Source organism: Paraburkholderia unamae (genome assembly GCF_003268775.1).
Classification (GTDB): Bacteria; Pseudomonadota; Gammaproteobacteria; order Burkholderiales; family Burkholderiaceae; genus Paraburkholderia; species Paraburkholderia unamae.
Window position 1 is genome coordinate 26,496 of sequence record NZ_QLSU01000032.1, and the last position, 15,951, is coordinate 42,446.

At 67.4% G+C, this 15,951-nt stretch carries 11 protein-coding genes; 6 read left to right on the forward strand and 5 right to left on the reverse strand.

All coding sequences use genetic code 11. The features are described 5' to 3' along the window. Positions 1–19 precede the first annotated feature (19 nt). From xylB to C7401_RS35685, 4 genes are all read left to right on the forward strand, one after another. Positions 20–1,510 carry a xylulokinase gene (xylB, locus tag C7401_RS35670; protein ID WP_112176752.1) on the forward strand — a complete coding sequence of 497 codons (1,491 nt, stop codon included), beginning with the start codon at positions 20–22 and terminating at the stop codon, positions 1,508–1,510. A gap of 229 nt (positions 1,511–1,739) precedes the next feature. Beyond that, entirely contained in the window at positions 1,740–2,768 is a 1,029-nt protein-coding gene (gene xylF / locus C7401_RS35675; protein ID WP_112176753.1) for a D-xylose ABC transporter substrate-binding protein, read from the forward strand. Between the two features lie 68 nt (positions 2,769–2,836). Then, complete coding sequence (gene xylG, locus C7401_RS35680) at positions 2,837–4,390, forward strand: D-xylose ABC transporter ATP-binding protein (RefSeq protein ID WP_112176754.1); 1,554 nt, start codon at positions 2,837–2,839, stop codon at positions 4,388–4,390. Further along, on the forward strand, positions 4,387–5,586 hold the full coding sequence (locus C7401_RS35685) for a sugar ABC transporter permease (protein WP_112176755.1): 1,200 nt from the start codon (positions 4,387–4,389) through the stop codon (positions 5,584–5,586). Before xylG ends, C7401_RS35685 begins: the two co-directional genes overlap by 4 nt. A gap of 157 nt (positions 5,587–5,743) precedes the next feature. Here C7401_RS35685 and C7401_RS35690 read toward each other — a convergent pair whose 3' ends face one another. Further along, positions 5,744–6,037, reverse strand: a complete 294-nt coding sequence (locus C7401_RS35690) for a hypothetical protein (protein ID WP_112176756.1) — start codon at positions 6,035–6,037, stop codon at positions 5,744–5,746. A 46-nt stretch (positions 6,038–6,083) separates the two neighbouring features. Between C7401_RS35690 and C7401_RS35695 the strand changes: the two genes are divergently transcribed. Then, positions 6,084–8,936 (forward strand): ATP-dependent Clp protease ATP-binding subunit, encoded by a 2,853-nt coding sequence (locus C7401_RS35695; protein WP_112176757.1) that lies wholly within the window; start codon positions 6,084–6,086, stop codon positions 8,934–8,936. 82 nt (positions 8,937–9,018) lie between these two features. On the opposite strand, the gene C7401_RS35700 is transcribed toward C7401_RS35695, so the two are convergent. Next, a complete protein-coding gene (locus tag C7401_RS35700; protein ID WP_112176758.1) occupies positions 9,019–11,310 on the reverse strand; it encodes an ATP-dependent DNA helicase in 2,292 nt (763 codons plus the stop codon). Further along, positions 11,307–13,103 (reverse strand): VRR-NUC domain-containing protein, encoded by a 1,797-nt coding sequence (locus C7401_RS35705; RefSeq protein WP_112176814.1) that lies wholly within the window; start codon positions 13,101–13,103, stop codon positions 11,307–11,309. Before C7401_RS35705 ends, C7401_RS35700 begins: the two co-directional genes overlap by 4 nt. Positions 13,104–13,246: 143 nt before the next feature. Between C7401_RS35705 and C7401_RS35710 the strand changes: the two genes are divergently transcribed. Next, complete coding sequence (locus tag C7401_RS35710) at positions 13,247–13,831, forward strand: hypothetical protein (protein WP_112176759.1); 585 nt, start codon at positions 13,247–13,249, stop codon at positions 13,829–13,831. Between the two features lie 55 nt (positions 13,832–13,886). On the opposite strand, the gene C7401_RS35715 is transcribed toward C7401_RS35710, so the two are convergent. After that, positions 13,887–15,203, reverse strand: a complete 1,317-nt coding sequence (locus C7401_RS35715; protein ID WP_112176760.1) for a DUF3443 domain-containing protein — start codon at positions 15,201–15,203, stop codon at positions 13,887–13,889. After that, positions 15,200–15,673 carry a DUF2844 domain-containing protein gene (locus C7401_RS35720; RefSeq protein ID WP_112176761.1) on the reverse strand — a complete coding sequence of 158 codons (474 nt, stop codon included), beginning with the start codon at positions 15,671–15,673 and terminating at the stop codon, positions 15,200–15,202. The genes C7401_RS35715 and C7401_RS35720 overlap by 4 nt, the downstream gene beginning before the upstream one ends. Between the last annotated feature and the right edge of the window lie 278 nt (positions 15,674–15,951).

Genomic DNA, 15,951 nt, shown 5'->3' on the forward strand with positions numbered 1-15,951 from the left:
AAAAAAGAAGGAAGGAGACATGTTCATCGGTATCGACCTCGGCACGTCGGGCGTGAAGGCCGTGCTGCTCGACCGTGCGGGCGACGTGCTCGCCAGCGCGAGCGCGCCGCTCACGGTGAGCCGGCCGCAGCCACGCTGGTCCGAACAGGCGCCGCAAGACTGGTGGCTCGCCACGCGTGGCGCACTGCGCGCGCTCATCGAAGAGGCGCGCGCTCGCGGTATCGACGCTGCGCGTATCGAGGCGCTGGGACTCACCGGACAGATGCACGGCGCGACGCTGCTCGACGCGCAAGGCGAAGTGCTGCGCCCCGCGATTCTGTGGAACGACGGTCGTTCGGATGCCGAATGTATCGAGCTGGAGCGCGCCGCGCCGCAACTGCATGCGGTTGCGGGCAATCTCGCGATGCCGGGCTTCACCGCGCCGAAGCTGCTATGGGTGCGCAAGCACGAGCCGGACATTTTCGCGCGCATCGCGCATGTGTTGCTGCCCAAGGACTATTTGCGCTGGTTGCTCACTGGCGTATTCGCGACGGACCCGTCGGACGCCGCAGGCACGCTGTGGCTCGACATTGCCCGGCGCGACTACAGCGACACGCTGCTCGCGGCGTGCGGCCTCACGCGCGAGCAGATGCCGGACGTGCACGAAGGCAATCAGGTGACTGGCACGCTGCGCCCGGAACTCGCGCGGGAATTCGGTCTGCGTGAAATTCCTGTCGTGGCGGGCGGCGGCGACAACGCGGCGGGCGCAGTGGGCGTGGGCATCGTGCGGCCGGGCGACGCGATGCTTTCGCTCGGCACCTCGGGCGTGTATTTCGCCGTCTCGGACGGCTTTCTCGCCAATCCCGATTCCGCCGTGCACAGTTTCTGCCATGCGTTGCCGCACACGTGGCACTTGATGTCCGTGATGCTCAACGCCGCGAGTTGCCTCGACTTCACGGCGCGGCTCACGCATTACGAAAGCGTCGCCGCATTGCTTGCCGACGCCGAAGCCAACTCGAACGCCGATCTCGATGCGCGCCGGCCCTGGTTCCTCCCGTATCTGAGCGGTGAGCGCACGCCGCACAACAACGTCAACGCAAAGGGCGTGTTTTACGGCATGACGCCACAGACTTCGCGCGCCGATCTCGCGAATGCGACGCTCGAAGGCGTGGGCTTCGCGCTGCTCGACGGCATGGACGCGCTGCATGCGGCGGGGCTCGTGCCCGAGACGATCACCGTGATCGGCGGCGGCTCGCGCAGCGCCTGGTGGACGCAAATGCTCGCCGATATCAGCGGCCGCGCGCTCACGTTGCGCGCGGGCGGCGAGGTCGGCCCGGCGCTTGGCGCCGCCCGGCTCGCGCATCTTGCGCTCGAACCCGGCGCCTCGCTCGACGAGGTGTGCCCGCAACCGCCCGTGCTCGCGGTACGCGAGCCGCACGCCGCGCGTCACGCGTGGTATCGCGATGCGCGCCGTCCGACCTTTCGCGCGCTCTACCGCGCGCTAGAACCGGTTTTCGCAACCGGCGCCTGAAAAGGCGCGGGTGAAGAAAAAGCTGCGCGGCCGGCGTAGCCACGCAGTCGATTGGCAGTCCTATGGTTATACCGCGCGCTATGCTGCTTGGCGTGCGTCCCGGAGCTATCCAGGTAGAGGCAGTAAGGCCCAGGCAATAACGTCCAGGCAATAACGATCTGGCAACCGTCGCCGCGCCGGCAGCGCCAGCGCATGACCGTGCAGCGGCAATCAAGAGGAGTGTGGAGACATGAAATTCGCCAAACGTCGTTCGGTTCTAGGCTCGCTCATTTGTGGCGCCGTGCTTGCGAGTCTCTCGCTTGCCGCGCCGCTCGCGCACGCAAGCAAGGATCACCCCGAAATCGGCTTCTGCATCGACGACCTGCGCGTGGAACGCTGGTCGCGCGACCGCGACTATTTCGTCGCGGCGGCGGAAAAGCTGGGCGCGAAAGTCTCGGTGCAGTCCGCCGACGCGAGCGAGGAGCGGCAGATCTCGCAGATCGAAAACCTCATCTCACGCGGCGTGGATGTGATCGTGATCGTGCCGTTCAATTCGAAAACGCTCGGCAATGTGGTGGCCGAAGCGAAGAAGGCGGGCATCAAGGTCGTCTCGTATGACCGCCTGATTCTCGACGCCGATATCGACGCCTACATTTCGTTCGACAACGAAAAGGTCGGCGAGCTTCAGGCGAAGGGCGTGTACGACGCGCAGCCCAAGGGCAACTACTTCCTGCTGGGCGGCGCGCCCACCGACAACAACGCGAAAATGCTGCGCGAAGGACAACTGAAGGTCTTGAAGCCGGCGATCGATCGCGGCGATATCAAGGTGGTCGGTCAGCAGTGGGTGCCGGAGTGGAGCGCTTCCACGGCCCTGCGCATCATGGAAGACGCGCTCACCGCGAACAACAACAAGATCGACGCCGTGGTCGCCTCGAACGACGGCACGGCGGGCGGCGCGATCCAGGCGCTCGCCGCACAGCATCTCGCGGGCAAGGTGCCGGTGTCGGGCCAGGACGCGGATCTCGCGGCGGTCAAGCGTGTGGTGGCGGGCACCCAGACCATGACGGTCTACAAGCCGCTCAAGCTCATCGCGGGTGAAGCCGCGAAGCTCGCCGTCGATCTCGCGAAGGGACAGAAGCCCGCTTACAACGCGCAGTACGACAACGGCAGGAAGAAGGTCGACACGGTGCTGCTGCAACCCACGCTGCTCACGAAGGGCAATGTCGACGTCGTCGTGAAGGACGGCTTCTATACGCAGGCGCAACTGGCGAGCCAGTAACGTCCTTGGCCAGACGGCCCGCGCGCGCCACGGCGGCGCGCGGGCCATCGCAGCGAGTGAACCAGCGTATGAGTGAACCCTTGCTGACGATGCGCGGCATCGTCAAGTCCTTTGCGGGCGTGAAGGCGCTCGACGGCATCGACCTCACGGTGCGGCCGGGCGAATGCGTGGGACTGTGCGGCGAGAACGGCGCCGGCAAATCCACGCTCATGAAAGTGCTCTCGGGCGTGTACCCGCACGGCACCTGGAGCGGCGAGATCCGCTGGGAAGGCGCGCCGCTCGAAGCGCAGAGCGTGCGCGACACCGAGCGTGCGGGCATCGTCATCATCCATCAGGAACTGATGCTCGTGCCCGAGCTTTCGGTGGCCGAGAACATTTTCCTCGGCAACGAAATCACGCTGCCGGGCGGGCGCATGAATTACGCGGCGATGTACCAACGCGCCGACGAACTGCTGCGCGAGCTGAACATCGACGCCATCAACGTGGCGCAGCCGGTGATGAACTACGGCGGCGGCCACCAGCAGCTCATCGAGATCGCGAAGGCGCTGAACAAGCGCGCGAAACTGCTGATACTCGACGAGCCCTCGTCGTCGCTCACGGCGGCGGAAACGAAGATTCTGCTCGACATCGTGCGCGACCTGAAGCGGCGCGGCGTGGCGTGCGTGTATATCTCGCACAAGCTCGACGAGGTCGAGGCCGTGTGCGACACCGTCACCGTGATTCGCGACGGCCGCCACGTGGCCACCGAGCCGATGGCGACGCTCGACACCGACCGCATCATCGCGATGATGGTGGGGCGCGAGATCCGCAATCTCTTTCCGCGCGAGCCGCACGATATCGGCGACGTCGTGTTCGAGGCGCGCAACGTGACGTGCTACGACGTGACGAATCCGCGCCGCAAGCGCGTCGATGATGTGTCGTTTGCGGTGCGACGCGGTGAAATCGTGGGCGTGGCGGGTCTCGTGGGCGCGGGCCGAACAGAGACGATGCAGGCGATCTTCGGCGCGTATGCGGGCGCCTGCACGGCCACGGTGCGGCTCGAAGGCAAGCCGTTGAAAATCCGCTCGCCGCTCGACGCGATCCACGCCGGTATCGCCATGGTGCCCGAAGATCGCAAGCGCCACGGCATCGTGCCGCAACTGGGCGTGGGCCACAACATCACGCTTTCGGTGCTGCAACGCTTTTCGAAGCACGGCCGCATCGACACGGCCGCCGAGCTCGACACCATCCGCACGGAGATGCAGCGGCTTTCGGTGCGCGCGGCGAATCCCATGCTGTCGATCGCGAGCCTTTCGGGCGGCAACCAGCAGAAGGCGGTGCTCACCAAGATGCTGCTCACCGACCCGAAGGTGCTGATTCTCGACGAACCGACGCGCGGCGTGGACGTGGGCGCGAAGTATGAAATCTACAAGCTGATCTTCCAACTGGCCAAACGTGGCGTGGCGATCGTGATGGTGTCGTCGGAGTTGCCCGAAGTGCTCGGCATCAGCGACCGCGTGCTCGTGATCGGCGAGGGCGAGTTGCGCGGCGACTTCGCGAACGTTGGCCTTACGCAGGAAGACATTCTCGGCGCGGCGATCCAGAGCGCGCGCGCCCAACCCGAAAGAGCGAGTGCAGCATGACACCGGACGTCACGACCCAGGGGGCGCGCGAAAACCAGCAGCCAGGCGGCAATGGCTTCGCGCTACGTTTCCAGCAACTCTTCGCACGCTACAAGATCCTCGCGTTGCTGCTCGCGGTGGCGGTGATCTGGTTGTTCTTTTCGATGCTCACGCATGGCGCGTTCGTCACGCCACGCAATGTGTCGAACCTGCTGCGGCAGATGTCGATCACGGGCATGCTCGCTTGCGGCATGGTGTTCGTCATCATCGCGGGCGAGATCGATCTTTCCGTCGGGTCGCTGCTCGGCCTGCTAGGCGGCGTGGCCGCGATTCTCGACGTGAACCGTGGCTGGCCCATCGGCGTGACCGTGCCGGTGGTGCTCGCGCTCGGCGTGCTCGTGGGTCTCTTCAACGGTTGGTGGTCGACCTACCGGCGCGTGCCGTCGTTCATCGTGGGGCTGGGCGGCATGCTCGCGTTTCGCGGCGTGCTGCTCGGCATCACGGGCGGCTCGACCATCGCGCCGGTGTCCGATCACTTCGTGTTCCTCGGGCAGGGCTATTTGCCGCGCGTGGCGGGCGACGTGCTCGCGCTCGCGATGTTCGTGCTGCTCGCGGTGCTCACGGTGCGCCAGCGCGCGAACCGCAGGCGCTATCAGTTGAGCGTGGTGCCGCTCTGGCAGGACGGCGTGAAGATCGTGGGTGCGGGAGCGATCCTGCTGGCGTTCGTGCTGATGCTCGACAGCTATGGCGGCATACCCGTGCCCGTGTTGTTGCTGCTCGCGCTGCTCGGTATCTTCACATGGATCGCCACGCAAACGGTGTTCGGTCGCCGTATCTACGCAGTGGGCTCGAACCTCGAGGCGACACGTCTTTCAGGCGTCAACACGAACCGCGTGAAGCTTGCGATCTTCGCGCTGATGGGCCTCATGTGCGCATTCGCGGGCATCGTCAACACGGCGCGTCTTGCCGCCGGTTCGCCTTCGGCGGGCACGATGGGCGAACTCGACGCGATTGCGGCGTGCTTCATCGGCGGCACTTCGATGCGCGGCGGTTCCGGCACCGTGTATGGGGCGCTGATCGGCGCACTCGTGATGGCGAGCCTCGATAACGGCATGTCGATGCTCGACGTCGACGCCTACTGGCAGATGATCGTGAAGGGCGGCATTCTCGTGCTCGCCGTGTGGATCGATGTGGTGTCGGGATCGAACCGCCGTTGAGCGTGCCGTGTCGCGACGATTGCAAACCTGCATTCGTCGTCAGATAGATGACCGTGTTCTTGCACCGCGTGTGACATTGCGTCGCTTCACGCAAAAGGTTGGTCGTCACGCGTAGTTGCTCTCCTCGCGCGCCCACAGCGCGTTCTCGGGGCGGGACTCACGTCCCGCCCTTTTTCTTCGCTGCGTGCGCGATCCGCGCGCGCATGCGCCGCATTGCACGCTCGATGCGTGGGCCGGCGAATCCTGCCACAATCATTTCCACCGATGCGGGGTGGTTCGCGCAGGCGATGCGCGAGTGTTGTGCCGCCCCCGCGGTCATCGTTCGTCGCAGCGCCGCGCCGAAAGCATCGTGCGCGGCCGCCGCTTTCCCGCTCTGCCGGCGCAGCCGTTGCCCGTGCCTGTTCGCGCGGCCGGCGCGCGGCACATCGCGCCGTGCGCGTGCTCGTTGCATGCTTCGTTGCGCGGCGTGATGGCGATCCTCCGGAGATAAGCCGACCATGCCCACCCTCTGCGAAATCTGTAATACCCGTCCCGCGGTCGCACGCGTCACCGTCGTCCAGAACGGCCAGCGCAAGTCGATGTCGATATGCGACTACGACTACCGCCAGTTGATGCGTCACCAAAGCATGCTCAATCCGTTCGACTCGCTGCTGGGCGGCAGCGGCCTGTCGCGCTTTTTCGGCGGCATGGGCGGCGAAGGCGAGCATGATGACGACGAAGGTCCGGGCCTCGCCGCCGAGGTGCCGCGCGAATCCGTGGACGCCACCGACGCGTTCAGCGAGCAGACGCTCGAAATCCTCCAGCGCGCCGCGGAAAAAGCCCACGAACTGCAACGCAACGAGCTCGACACGGAGCATCTGCTCTACGTGCTCGCGGACACCGACGTTTGCGCCGCACTCCTGAAGGAGTTGAAGCTCTCGCCGCAGGACATCAAAGGCTATATCGACCAGCATGCGCAAAAGGGCTCGGCCTCGCCCGATTCGCCCATCGACAAGATGACGATCTCGCCGCGGCTGAAGAAGGCGTTTCAGTTCGCGTTCCAGGCGTCGCGCGATCTCGGTCATTCGTATGTCGGCCCCGAGCATCTGCTGATCGGTCTCGCGGCGGTGCCGGACAGCATTGCGGGCGCGCTGCTCAAGAAGTACGGCGTGACGCCCGAGGCGCTGCGCCAGAAGGTCGTGAAGGTGGTGGGCAAGGGCGCGGAGGATGGCCGCGTCGATGCGCCCACGGGCACGCCGACGCTCGACAAGTTCGGCCGCGACCTCACGGCCATGGCGCGGCAAGGCAAGCTCGACCCCGTGCTCGGCCGCGCACAGGAAATCGAGAGCACGATCGAGGTGCTCGCGCGGCGCAAGAAGAACAACCCGGTGCTGATCGGCGAGCCGGGCGTGGGCAAAACCGCCATCGTGGAGGGCCTCGCGCAGCGTATCGTCAACGGCGACGTGCCCGAAGTGCTGCGCGGCAAGCGTCTTGTCGAAGTGAACATCAACTCGATGGTCGCGGGCGCGAAGTATCGCGGCGAGTTCGAGGAGCGCGCGAAGCAGTTGATCGACGAGGTCACGGCGAAGCACGACGAACTGATTCTTTTCATCGACGAGTTGCATACGATCGTCGGCGCGGGGCAGGGCGGCGGCGAAGGCGGGCTCGATATCGCGAACGTGCTCAAGCCCGCGCTCGCGCGCGGCGAGTTGAGCCTCATTGGCGCAACCACGCTCAACGAATATCAGAAGTACATCGAGAAGGACGCGGCGCTCGAACGGCGCTTTCAGCCCGTGCTGGTGCCGGAGCCCACGGTCGAGCAGACCATCGTGATCCTGCGCGGGCTGCGCGACAAGCTCGAAGCCCACCACCAGGTGACCTTCGCCGACGACGCCTTCGTGGCCGCCGCCGAATTGTCCGATCGCTACATCACGTCGCGCTTCTTGCCCGACAAGGCGATCGACCTGATCGATCAGGCGGCTGCGCGCGTGCGCATCGGTGCCACCTCGCGGCCCGCCGACATTCAGGAGCTCGAAGCGGAGATCGTGCAGCTCAAGCGCGAGCAGGACTATGCGGCTTCGCGCAAGCGCTTTGACGAAGCCAAGGGCTTCGAAGAACGCATCAAGGAGAAGCAGGAAAAGCTCGACGAACTCACCGAGGCCTGGCAACGCAAGACGGGTTCGGAAACGCTGGAAGTGACGGTGGCTTCCATTGCCGAGGTCGTCTCGCGTCTCACCGGCATTCCGGTTGCCGACCTCACGCAGGAGGAGCGCCAGAAGCTGCTCAAGATGGAAGAGACGTTGCGCGAGCGTGTGGTGGGTCAGGAAGACGCGGTGGTCGCGGTCAGCGACGCCGTGCGTCTGTCGCGCGCGGGTCTCGGCCAGTCGAACCGGCCGATCGCGACCTTCCTGTTCCTCGGGCCCACGGGCGTTGGTAAGACGGAGCTTGCGAAGGCGCTGGCGGAAACCGTGTTCGGCGACGAGCAGGCCATTATCCGCATCGACATGAGCGAGTACATGGAGCGTCATACGGTGGCTCGCCTGATCGGCGCGCCGCCGGGATACGTCGGCTATGACGAAGGCGGCCAGCTCACCGAGCGCGTGCGGCGGCGCCCCTATAGCGTGATCCTGCTCGACGAGATCGAGAAGGCGCACGCCGATGTCTACAACGTCCTGCTGCAAGTGTTCGACGACGGTCGCCTGACCGACGGCAAGGGACGCGTGGTGGACTTCAGCAACACGATCCTGATCGCCACGAGCAACCTGGGCGCGTCCATCATCATGGACAACCTCGAGCGCCCCGAGAAGTCGCGGCTCGACGAAAAGACGATTCGCGCGGAACTCATGAAGGTGCTCAAGGGGCATTTCCGGCCCGAGTTCCTCAACCGGATCGACGAGATCATCGTGTTTCATGCCCTCTCGCGCGACAACATCCGGGCGATCGTGCAGATTCAGCTCGACCGCGTCACGCGCACGGCGGCCGCGCAGGGCATCACGCTTCGTATGGGCGATGCGCTTGTCGATCATCTCGTGGAAGCGGGCTATCAGCCCGAGTTCGGCGCGCGCGAGCTCAAGCGGCAGATTCGCCAGGAAGTGGAGACGCGCCTCGCGAAAGAGATACTCGGCGACGCGTTGCAGTCGGGAGACACCGTCGAGATCGGCTACGACAAGACCAACGACGAGGTGACGGTCAACAAGATCGCGGTGCCGCCCGACGTGAAGGAGGGCAAGCCCGCGAAGAAGGCGAAGAAAGCCGATACGCCGCCCGTTGACGAGGTCGCCTCCGAGCTGGCCGCCGACGACCTGGAAGGCGATCCGCCTCCGCCGCCAAAGAAGAACAGCAAGGGTGCGGGCAAGGCGAAGCCGGCCTGACGCGTTCGTGGCACGGCTGATGCGGCTGGCGCTGTTCGTCGCGCCAGCCGTTTTTTCATTGCACGATGATTCGGACTCTTGATCAACCGGCGGCAATGCGCCACCACGCGGGCAGCAGCGCGCGCACGCCCGGCTGGCCGAAGCGGTCGTCGAGCAGATGCACGACGCCGCGATCGTCCTCCGTGCGGATCACGCGGCCCGCGGCCTGCACGACCTTGCGCAGGCCAGGAATCAGATAGGTGTAGTCGAAACCCGCGCCGTAAAGCGCTTGCATGCGCGCGCGCATGGCTTCGTTCACGGGGTTCACCTGCGGCATGCCGAGGGTCGCGATGAACGTGCCGATAAGGCGCGTGCCGGGCAGATCGATGCCTTCGCCGAACGCGCCGCCGAGCACGGCGAAGCCAATGCCGCAGCCGCCCTGCGCGAAGCGCGCGACGAAGGCTTGCTGGCCCGCTTCGTCCATCGTGCGCGATTGCAGCCAGACTTCCACCTGCGGGTGGCGCAGCATGAACGCATCGGCGGCTTGCTGGAGATAGTCGTAGCTGCTGAAAAAGCACAGATAGTTGCCGGGGCGCTCGGCGTATTGCGAGGCCACGCGTGCCACAAGCGCTTCGAGCGAACGCTCGCGGTCCTTGTAGCGCGTCGAGATATGGCGGGCGATGTGGACGTCGAGCTGCTCGGCGCGAAACGGCGTGTCGATATCGATGCTCACCGTGTTGGCGGGCAAGCCGAGCATGTCGGTGTAGTAATGCGTGGGCGAGAGCGTCGCCGAAAAGAGCGTGATGCTGTGCGTCGCGCCAATGCGCGCGCGCAATGCGTCCGCCGGCACGATGTTGCGGATCGCGAGCGTCGAGCGCGGGCGGCGCGCGGGTTGTCCCGGCACAGGCGTCACATCGAAGAGCGAATGGGTATCGAAGCGCTCGGCGATGCGCGTGAAATGCAGGGCGTCGAAATAGAAGCGTTCCAGCTCGGGGTCGCGCACGAGCGCGGGCTCGGCGAGCTGGTCGCCCATCGCGCCGATCACGTCGCCCAGCGCCGTCACGAGTCCGTCGGGCAGCGTGTCGCTTGCGCGCCAGGCGTCCGGTTGCAGGGCGTTCTGTGCGTTCCAGTGCTTTTGCAGGCGGGCGAGCGCGCGCTTGAGCGGCGCGCTCGCGTTGCGGCGTACGGTGTCGATGCGCGTTTGCACGAGTTCGGCCGAGTACATCGCGCGGGCGCGCTCGGGCAGATTGTGCGCCTCGTCCACGAGCACGCTCGCACGCCACTGGTTGTGCGCGGCGAGCATGAACAGCATCGCGCTCGTGTCGAACCAGTAGTTGTAGTCGCCGACGATCACGTCGCTCCAGCGCGCGAGTTCCTGGCCGAGGTAGTAGGGGCAGACGGCATGCTCGCTTGCCACGTCGCGCAACGTGGCGCGATCGAGCCGCACGCGTTCGAGCGCCGCCGCGCGCGCCGCCGGCAGCCGGTCGTAGAAGCCGCGCGCGAGCGGGCACGATTCGCCGTGGCACGCCGCTTCGGGATGCTCGCAAGCCTTCTCGCGCGCGACGAGTTCGAGCACGCGCAGGGGCAGGCGCTCAGATTGCGGTGACGCGTGCGGTTCCTCGCGAATTCCCGCGAGCGTGGCGAGGGCGTCGAGCGCCAGTTGCCGCCCCGAGCTTTTCGCACTCAGAAACACCACCTTGTCGATCGCCGAGCGCGGGCACGCTTTCAGTTGGGGAAAGAGCGTGCCGATGGTCTTGCCGATGCCCGTGGGCGCCTGGGCGAGCAGGCAGCGTCCTTGCGTTGCCGCGCGCCAGACCGCCTCGGCAAGATCGCGCTGGCCGTGGCGAAACGCCGGATGCGGCAGGCGCAAGGTGGTGAGCGCGGCGTCGCGCGCGGCGCGGTGCGCGGTTTCCTGCTCGGCCCACGCGACGAAGCGGTGGCATTGTGTCTCGAATGCGGCGCGCAAGTCCGCGGCGCTGGCTGTTTCGACGAGCGCCGTCTCGCGGCCCGAGCCGATGTCGTAGTAGACGAGCGCGAGTTCGAGCGCATCGACGCCGAGCTTTTCGCACATGAGCGCGCCATAAACGCGAAGTTGCGCCCAGTGCAGCGCGCGCTGGTTCTCGCGCATCGCATCGAGGTCGCCGCGATAGGTCTTGAACTCTTCGAGCCTGCGGCGCGCGGGATCGTAGCCGTCGGCGCGGCCGCGCACGGTGAGCGTCGCGAACGTGCCGCTGAGCGCGATTTCGGTTTCGTAGCCGGGCGGGCGGCGCGCGGCGATGGCGGCGTGGCCCGCGCGGCCGTCTGCGGCGTCGGGCGAGGGCGTGAAGCGCAGATCGAGGTCGCCGCGCTTCGCGGTGAATTCGCACAGCGTGCGCACGGCGACGGTGTAGCTCATGGCGTGTTCGACGCCTGCGCGGTGGCGCTCGCGCCGCCGCTTTCGTCGGTCTTGTCGCTCTGGTCCGATTCGTCCGATTCGGCGGATTCGCCGGGCCAGCGTACTTGCAGCACCGAGACCGGCATGCCATGCGTCGCGCAATACGCGAGCCAGCGGCGCTGGTTGTCCTGTAGCCGGTCGCCAGGGCCTTTCACTTCGATCAGCTCATAGCGCCGCTCCTGTGGCCAGAAACGCACGAGATCGGGCAGGCCAGAGCGGTTCGCCACGGGCTCGCGCAGCAGCCGCTCGAACCACAGGCGCAGGTGCGCAGCCGGAAAGCAGTCGAGCGCGAACGCAAGCAAGTCGTCACTCAGCGCGGGCCACGCGACGTACGGCGACTGGATGCCGGCTTTCTCCGCATAGCGCCGCACGATCGATTCGCGGTAGGCCTGCGTATCGAGCTCGCCGAGGCAGGCTTCGAACTGCGTGGCGCGGCGTGCGACGAAATCGGCGGCGTGCAGATCGGCGGGGCCGCGCTGGAACGGATGGAAGAACGCGCCCGGCAGCGGCGCGAACAGCGCGGGCCAGCAGAGCAGGCCGAAGAGGGCGTTGATCAGCGTGTTCTCGACGTAGAACACGGGCGCGTCCGCCGTGGCGAGCGAGAGGCGCGCGGCTTCCTCGACGCGCAGGCCCACGGGTGCGCGGGGCAGCGTGAGTTCGCGTTGCGCGAATGCCGGCGCGGCGGCAGCCGATGGCGTGGCCTTCGACCTGGCCCGCGTGCGCGCGAGACGCCCGAGCGTGCGAGTCGCCCGCTGGGCTTCTTCCTCGTTCGCGGGTGCGGCGGCAATGGCTTGAGCGAGCGCGAGCGCTTCGTCGCGTCGCGCCAGTTGTTCGAGCACGCGCACGCGCCGGTAACGCGACTCGGGATGGCCGCAGTCGAGATACGCGCGCCATGCCAGTTCGGCCGCGCCCACGCGCTCGGCGGCGAGCCCCACGGCGTGACGCAGCTTGTCGTGGCGTGCGCGCAGCCAGGGGTTGGCATGAGTGCGCGCAGCGAGGCCGTCGAGCGTGGCGAGCGTCGTGGCGATGGCCGCATCGGCATCGGCCGGCGCTGCCGCGTTGCTGGCGGCGTCGCGGAGCGCGCTGTCCAGCGCCTCGCGGCAGTCGCGCAGCGCGAGATACGCGTCGATATCGTCGCGGCGCTGGAACGCGCGCGAGGCGTCGTCCAGCGGCACGCTCTCGTAGCGATACACGCCGAGGTCGGCGAGCACGAACTCCGTCCAGTCCTGATGCAGGTTGCCGAAAAACATGAGGCGCAGGCGCTCGCAAAGCGGCGCGGCGGCGAACAGCAGCACGGTATCGGGCGAAGCCGGGAACCAGGCATGCCACGCGCGCGGCTCGGGCGCGGCGGCGTGCAGCGTCTCGAGCGTGGCGGCGCGGGTGGCGCGCGCTTCGAACGCGATGCCGAGGCTTGACGCGAGCGCCTGAAGCTCGGCCTTCGTCACGAGCGGCGCGAGCGCCCCGAGCTCGAGCGTGGGCGCGCCGTCGAGCCAGCCCGCAGCGACGAGCGGCGCGGCGGCCGCGCGCGGGCAGCCGATTTCGTCGTATTGAAGGCGGCTCGCGCGAAAGTGCGGGCCGAGGCGCATGAGCATACGCACGAAAAGTGCGCGCGCGGGCCGCGGCAGGCGGGCGAAATCGTCGACGAAACGGCGCTCGGCCTCGTCGAACAGGTCGGCGCAGCGGGCATCGAGCCACGCGAGCGCGCGCTCGAAGTTCGCGAGGTAGTAGAACGGATCGGGAGAGTCGGGGAGCACGCGCGGCACTGTACGGATATACAGCGGCGATGATAGCAGGCTCGCGGGGCTCAGTAGACCGGTTAGCGCCGTTCACGCGAGTGGCCTAAGGGATTCCCCGGCCCGTACGCTACAATTGCCGCAGCCTGAAAAACGGAAGAGCGATGAACAAACGGAACGCATGCTTTGCCGGCCTCGCCGCCGCGGTCACCCTGCTCGCGGGATGCGCGGCGCAATACCGCAATACCGGCGCCTGCGAAGAGGAGATGCGTAACCGGCTGGCCGACACCACGTTCGGCGAGCTGAAGGTCACGCATAGCGCGACGACCTATCGCGGCGCGCGCGTCGTGATCGAAGGGCAACTCGATCACGGCATGGCGCCTGCCGAGCCGGCATCGTCCGCGCAGGCGGCGCGGGCTGCGCAGCCCGCGTCGGCAGCGGCGCGCGCGGCGTCGGCGCAGAACTCGGGCTCGCCTGAGTCGAACTCACTCGCGGCGCCGGCGAATGTGGCCACGGTGGTGCCCGGCATGAGGGCGGTTCCCACGGCACCGGTTGCCACCCAGAGCACCGAAGCCGCGCCGACCACGCCGATCGGGGCGCTTGCCGCAAAGCTCGGCATCAAGAAGGCCGTGCGGCCCGCCGCCGCCGCGGAGTGCACTTTCAACGAAACGGGCCTCTCGACGTTCCGCTGGCTGGCGCCGCCGGTGCTCGCGAAGACCACGCCCGCTCCGGACGACGACAGCGAGTAAGCCGACTCGGGCGGGGCGCTCGCTGCGCCGTTGCCGCTATCCCCGCCACTGTCCTTCAGAACGCAAAGTACGGCCCGGTCCCCGCAGGCGTGACCTGGGCCTCGATCGCCGTGAATACGCGCCGCCCGAAGAAAAACGGCAGTCCCCAGCCGAACGCGTGGGCGTTATAGCCCGCCAGGTCATCGAATGCCCAGTTGCCGCTCGCGAGGAGCGTCGTCGAACTCGAGACGGAAACGTTCACGGAAGCGCCCACGCCGTCGAGGCCGCTGATCGTTGCGCCAAGGCTCGCGGGCGAACTCGGGCAATACCAGAGGCCGCAGCGCGTGAGCGTCGAGTTGTTGAAGTAGAGCGCGTTCGAGCCGCTGTCGATATAGCTTTGCGAATAGACGGTGCCGTCCGACGTCGTCGTCTTCACGTAGCCCGTGCCGGTGTTCGCGCGCAGCACGGTTGCGCCGCCGAGCGCGTTGTTCGCCTGCGAGCCGATGCCGAAGACGAGCGAGCCGCTCACCGACGACGCACCGCTGTCCGCCACGGCAGGCAGGTCGATCAGGACGCCGTTGTTATCGGTGGCGAAGGTGGCGACAGGATTGCCGACCTGCTGCGCGAGCGGTTGCGCGCTGGCCGTGCAGCCGCTCGCCGGGCACGCGTAGTACCAGCCCGCGAGCGCGGCGTTCACGCAGCTCACCCCGCAATCGGCGCTGAACGGGCCCACGCCGAGAATGCCGTTCGCGCGCAGCGTGGCGGGGCTGTTCATCGCGAGTCCGAAGCCCGTGCAGCCCGATGGCGTGGCGGGCACCGCCGCGTCGGCGATCACCTGGATCGGGAGCGACGCGGCGACTTCGCCTGCGAGTTTCACATCGGCGCTGCGCACCGCACCCCACGTATAGCCCGTGCCGAACGCCGCGCATTCGCCCGCGATGGCGCCGCTCGCGCCGCCCCCGCCGGTCGTGACGGCCGGCAGCGCGAAGCCCGCGGGCAGCGCCGAGGCCAGCACGCGCAGGCCCTGAGAGCCGGTGTCGACCTGCACGTTGTCGATGGTCGCGCAATTGGCGGTGCCCGGCACGCAGAGCGTGACGCTCGTCATGAGCATGTTGCGCGTCGAGGTGGGCGTGGGGCCGACCGTCACGGCCAGCACGTTGGGCGTGTTCGATTGCGGCACGGTGCCGGTGGTGCTGGCGGGCGCGGATGCGCTCACCGGGCTTGCCGCACTGGCGGCGGCCGGGGCGCTCGCGGCCACGGGCGAGGTGGGGCTCGCGGCAGCCGTGCCGCCACCGCCGCCACCGCCGCAGGCGGCGAGCACCGCGCAAAGCGCGAAGGCGGCGAATCCCGCGAAAGCGGACACGCGCGAAAGGCGTTGCGGAAGGGCGCTCATTGCAGGTCTCCTTCGGCGACGCCCTCGGGCAGCGCGGCGGGCAGCCAGGCGCGGCCTGCATACGCGCGCATGTGGCCCCCCGTCTCGACCACGACCTGTGCGCCGACCACGCGCGCGCCGTGCAGATCGTCGCGGCCCGCGGCGTGCTGGGCGGCCGCGGCGCTGCGCCAGTCGGCCGCGTAGCGGCCCAGCAGCGCCTCCAGGTTGGGCTGCGTCGGCCCTTGCCATGTGTAGGCGAACACGGTGCCGCTGGCGCTCGCCACGTACTCGTTGACAGTGGCGCCGCCGTCGTCGACGTAGCTGACGACACGGGCGGCGCCGCCCGCCAGGGGATGGCTGCTGGCGCCGGGAGGCACCGTGGGGGCGTCGCCGAGCGCGGCGTGCGCCGGCGCGGCGGCGAGGCTCAGGCAACTGAGCGCGCAGGCGCAGGCCGCGGCGCGGCCCGCCTGGATGAGGCTGCAAGTTTTCATGACGCTCTCCGGTCCTGCTCTTTGTGAACTTCTTTTTTTGAGATTTGCAGAGGGAAATTAGCACCGGGGTCGTTTTCGCAAGAGGCTCGCGTCGTCAGGGCTGTCGGGCGCAACGTGGCGTTTCGCCGCGATCAGTAGCTAATGTATTGATTCAAAAGAAAAATACGCATACGGACGGGCACGGATGTCGACGCTTCAAATGTTGATGAATGTTTCTCTGGAGGAGCCGAAGGGGCCGCGCAGCCGCCTGGCGGCGATCTTCGTAGCGAATGGAAACG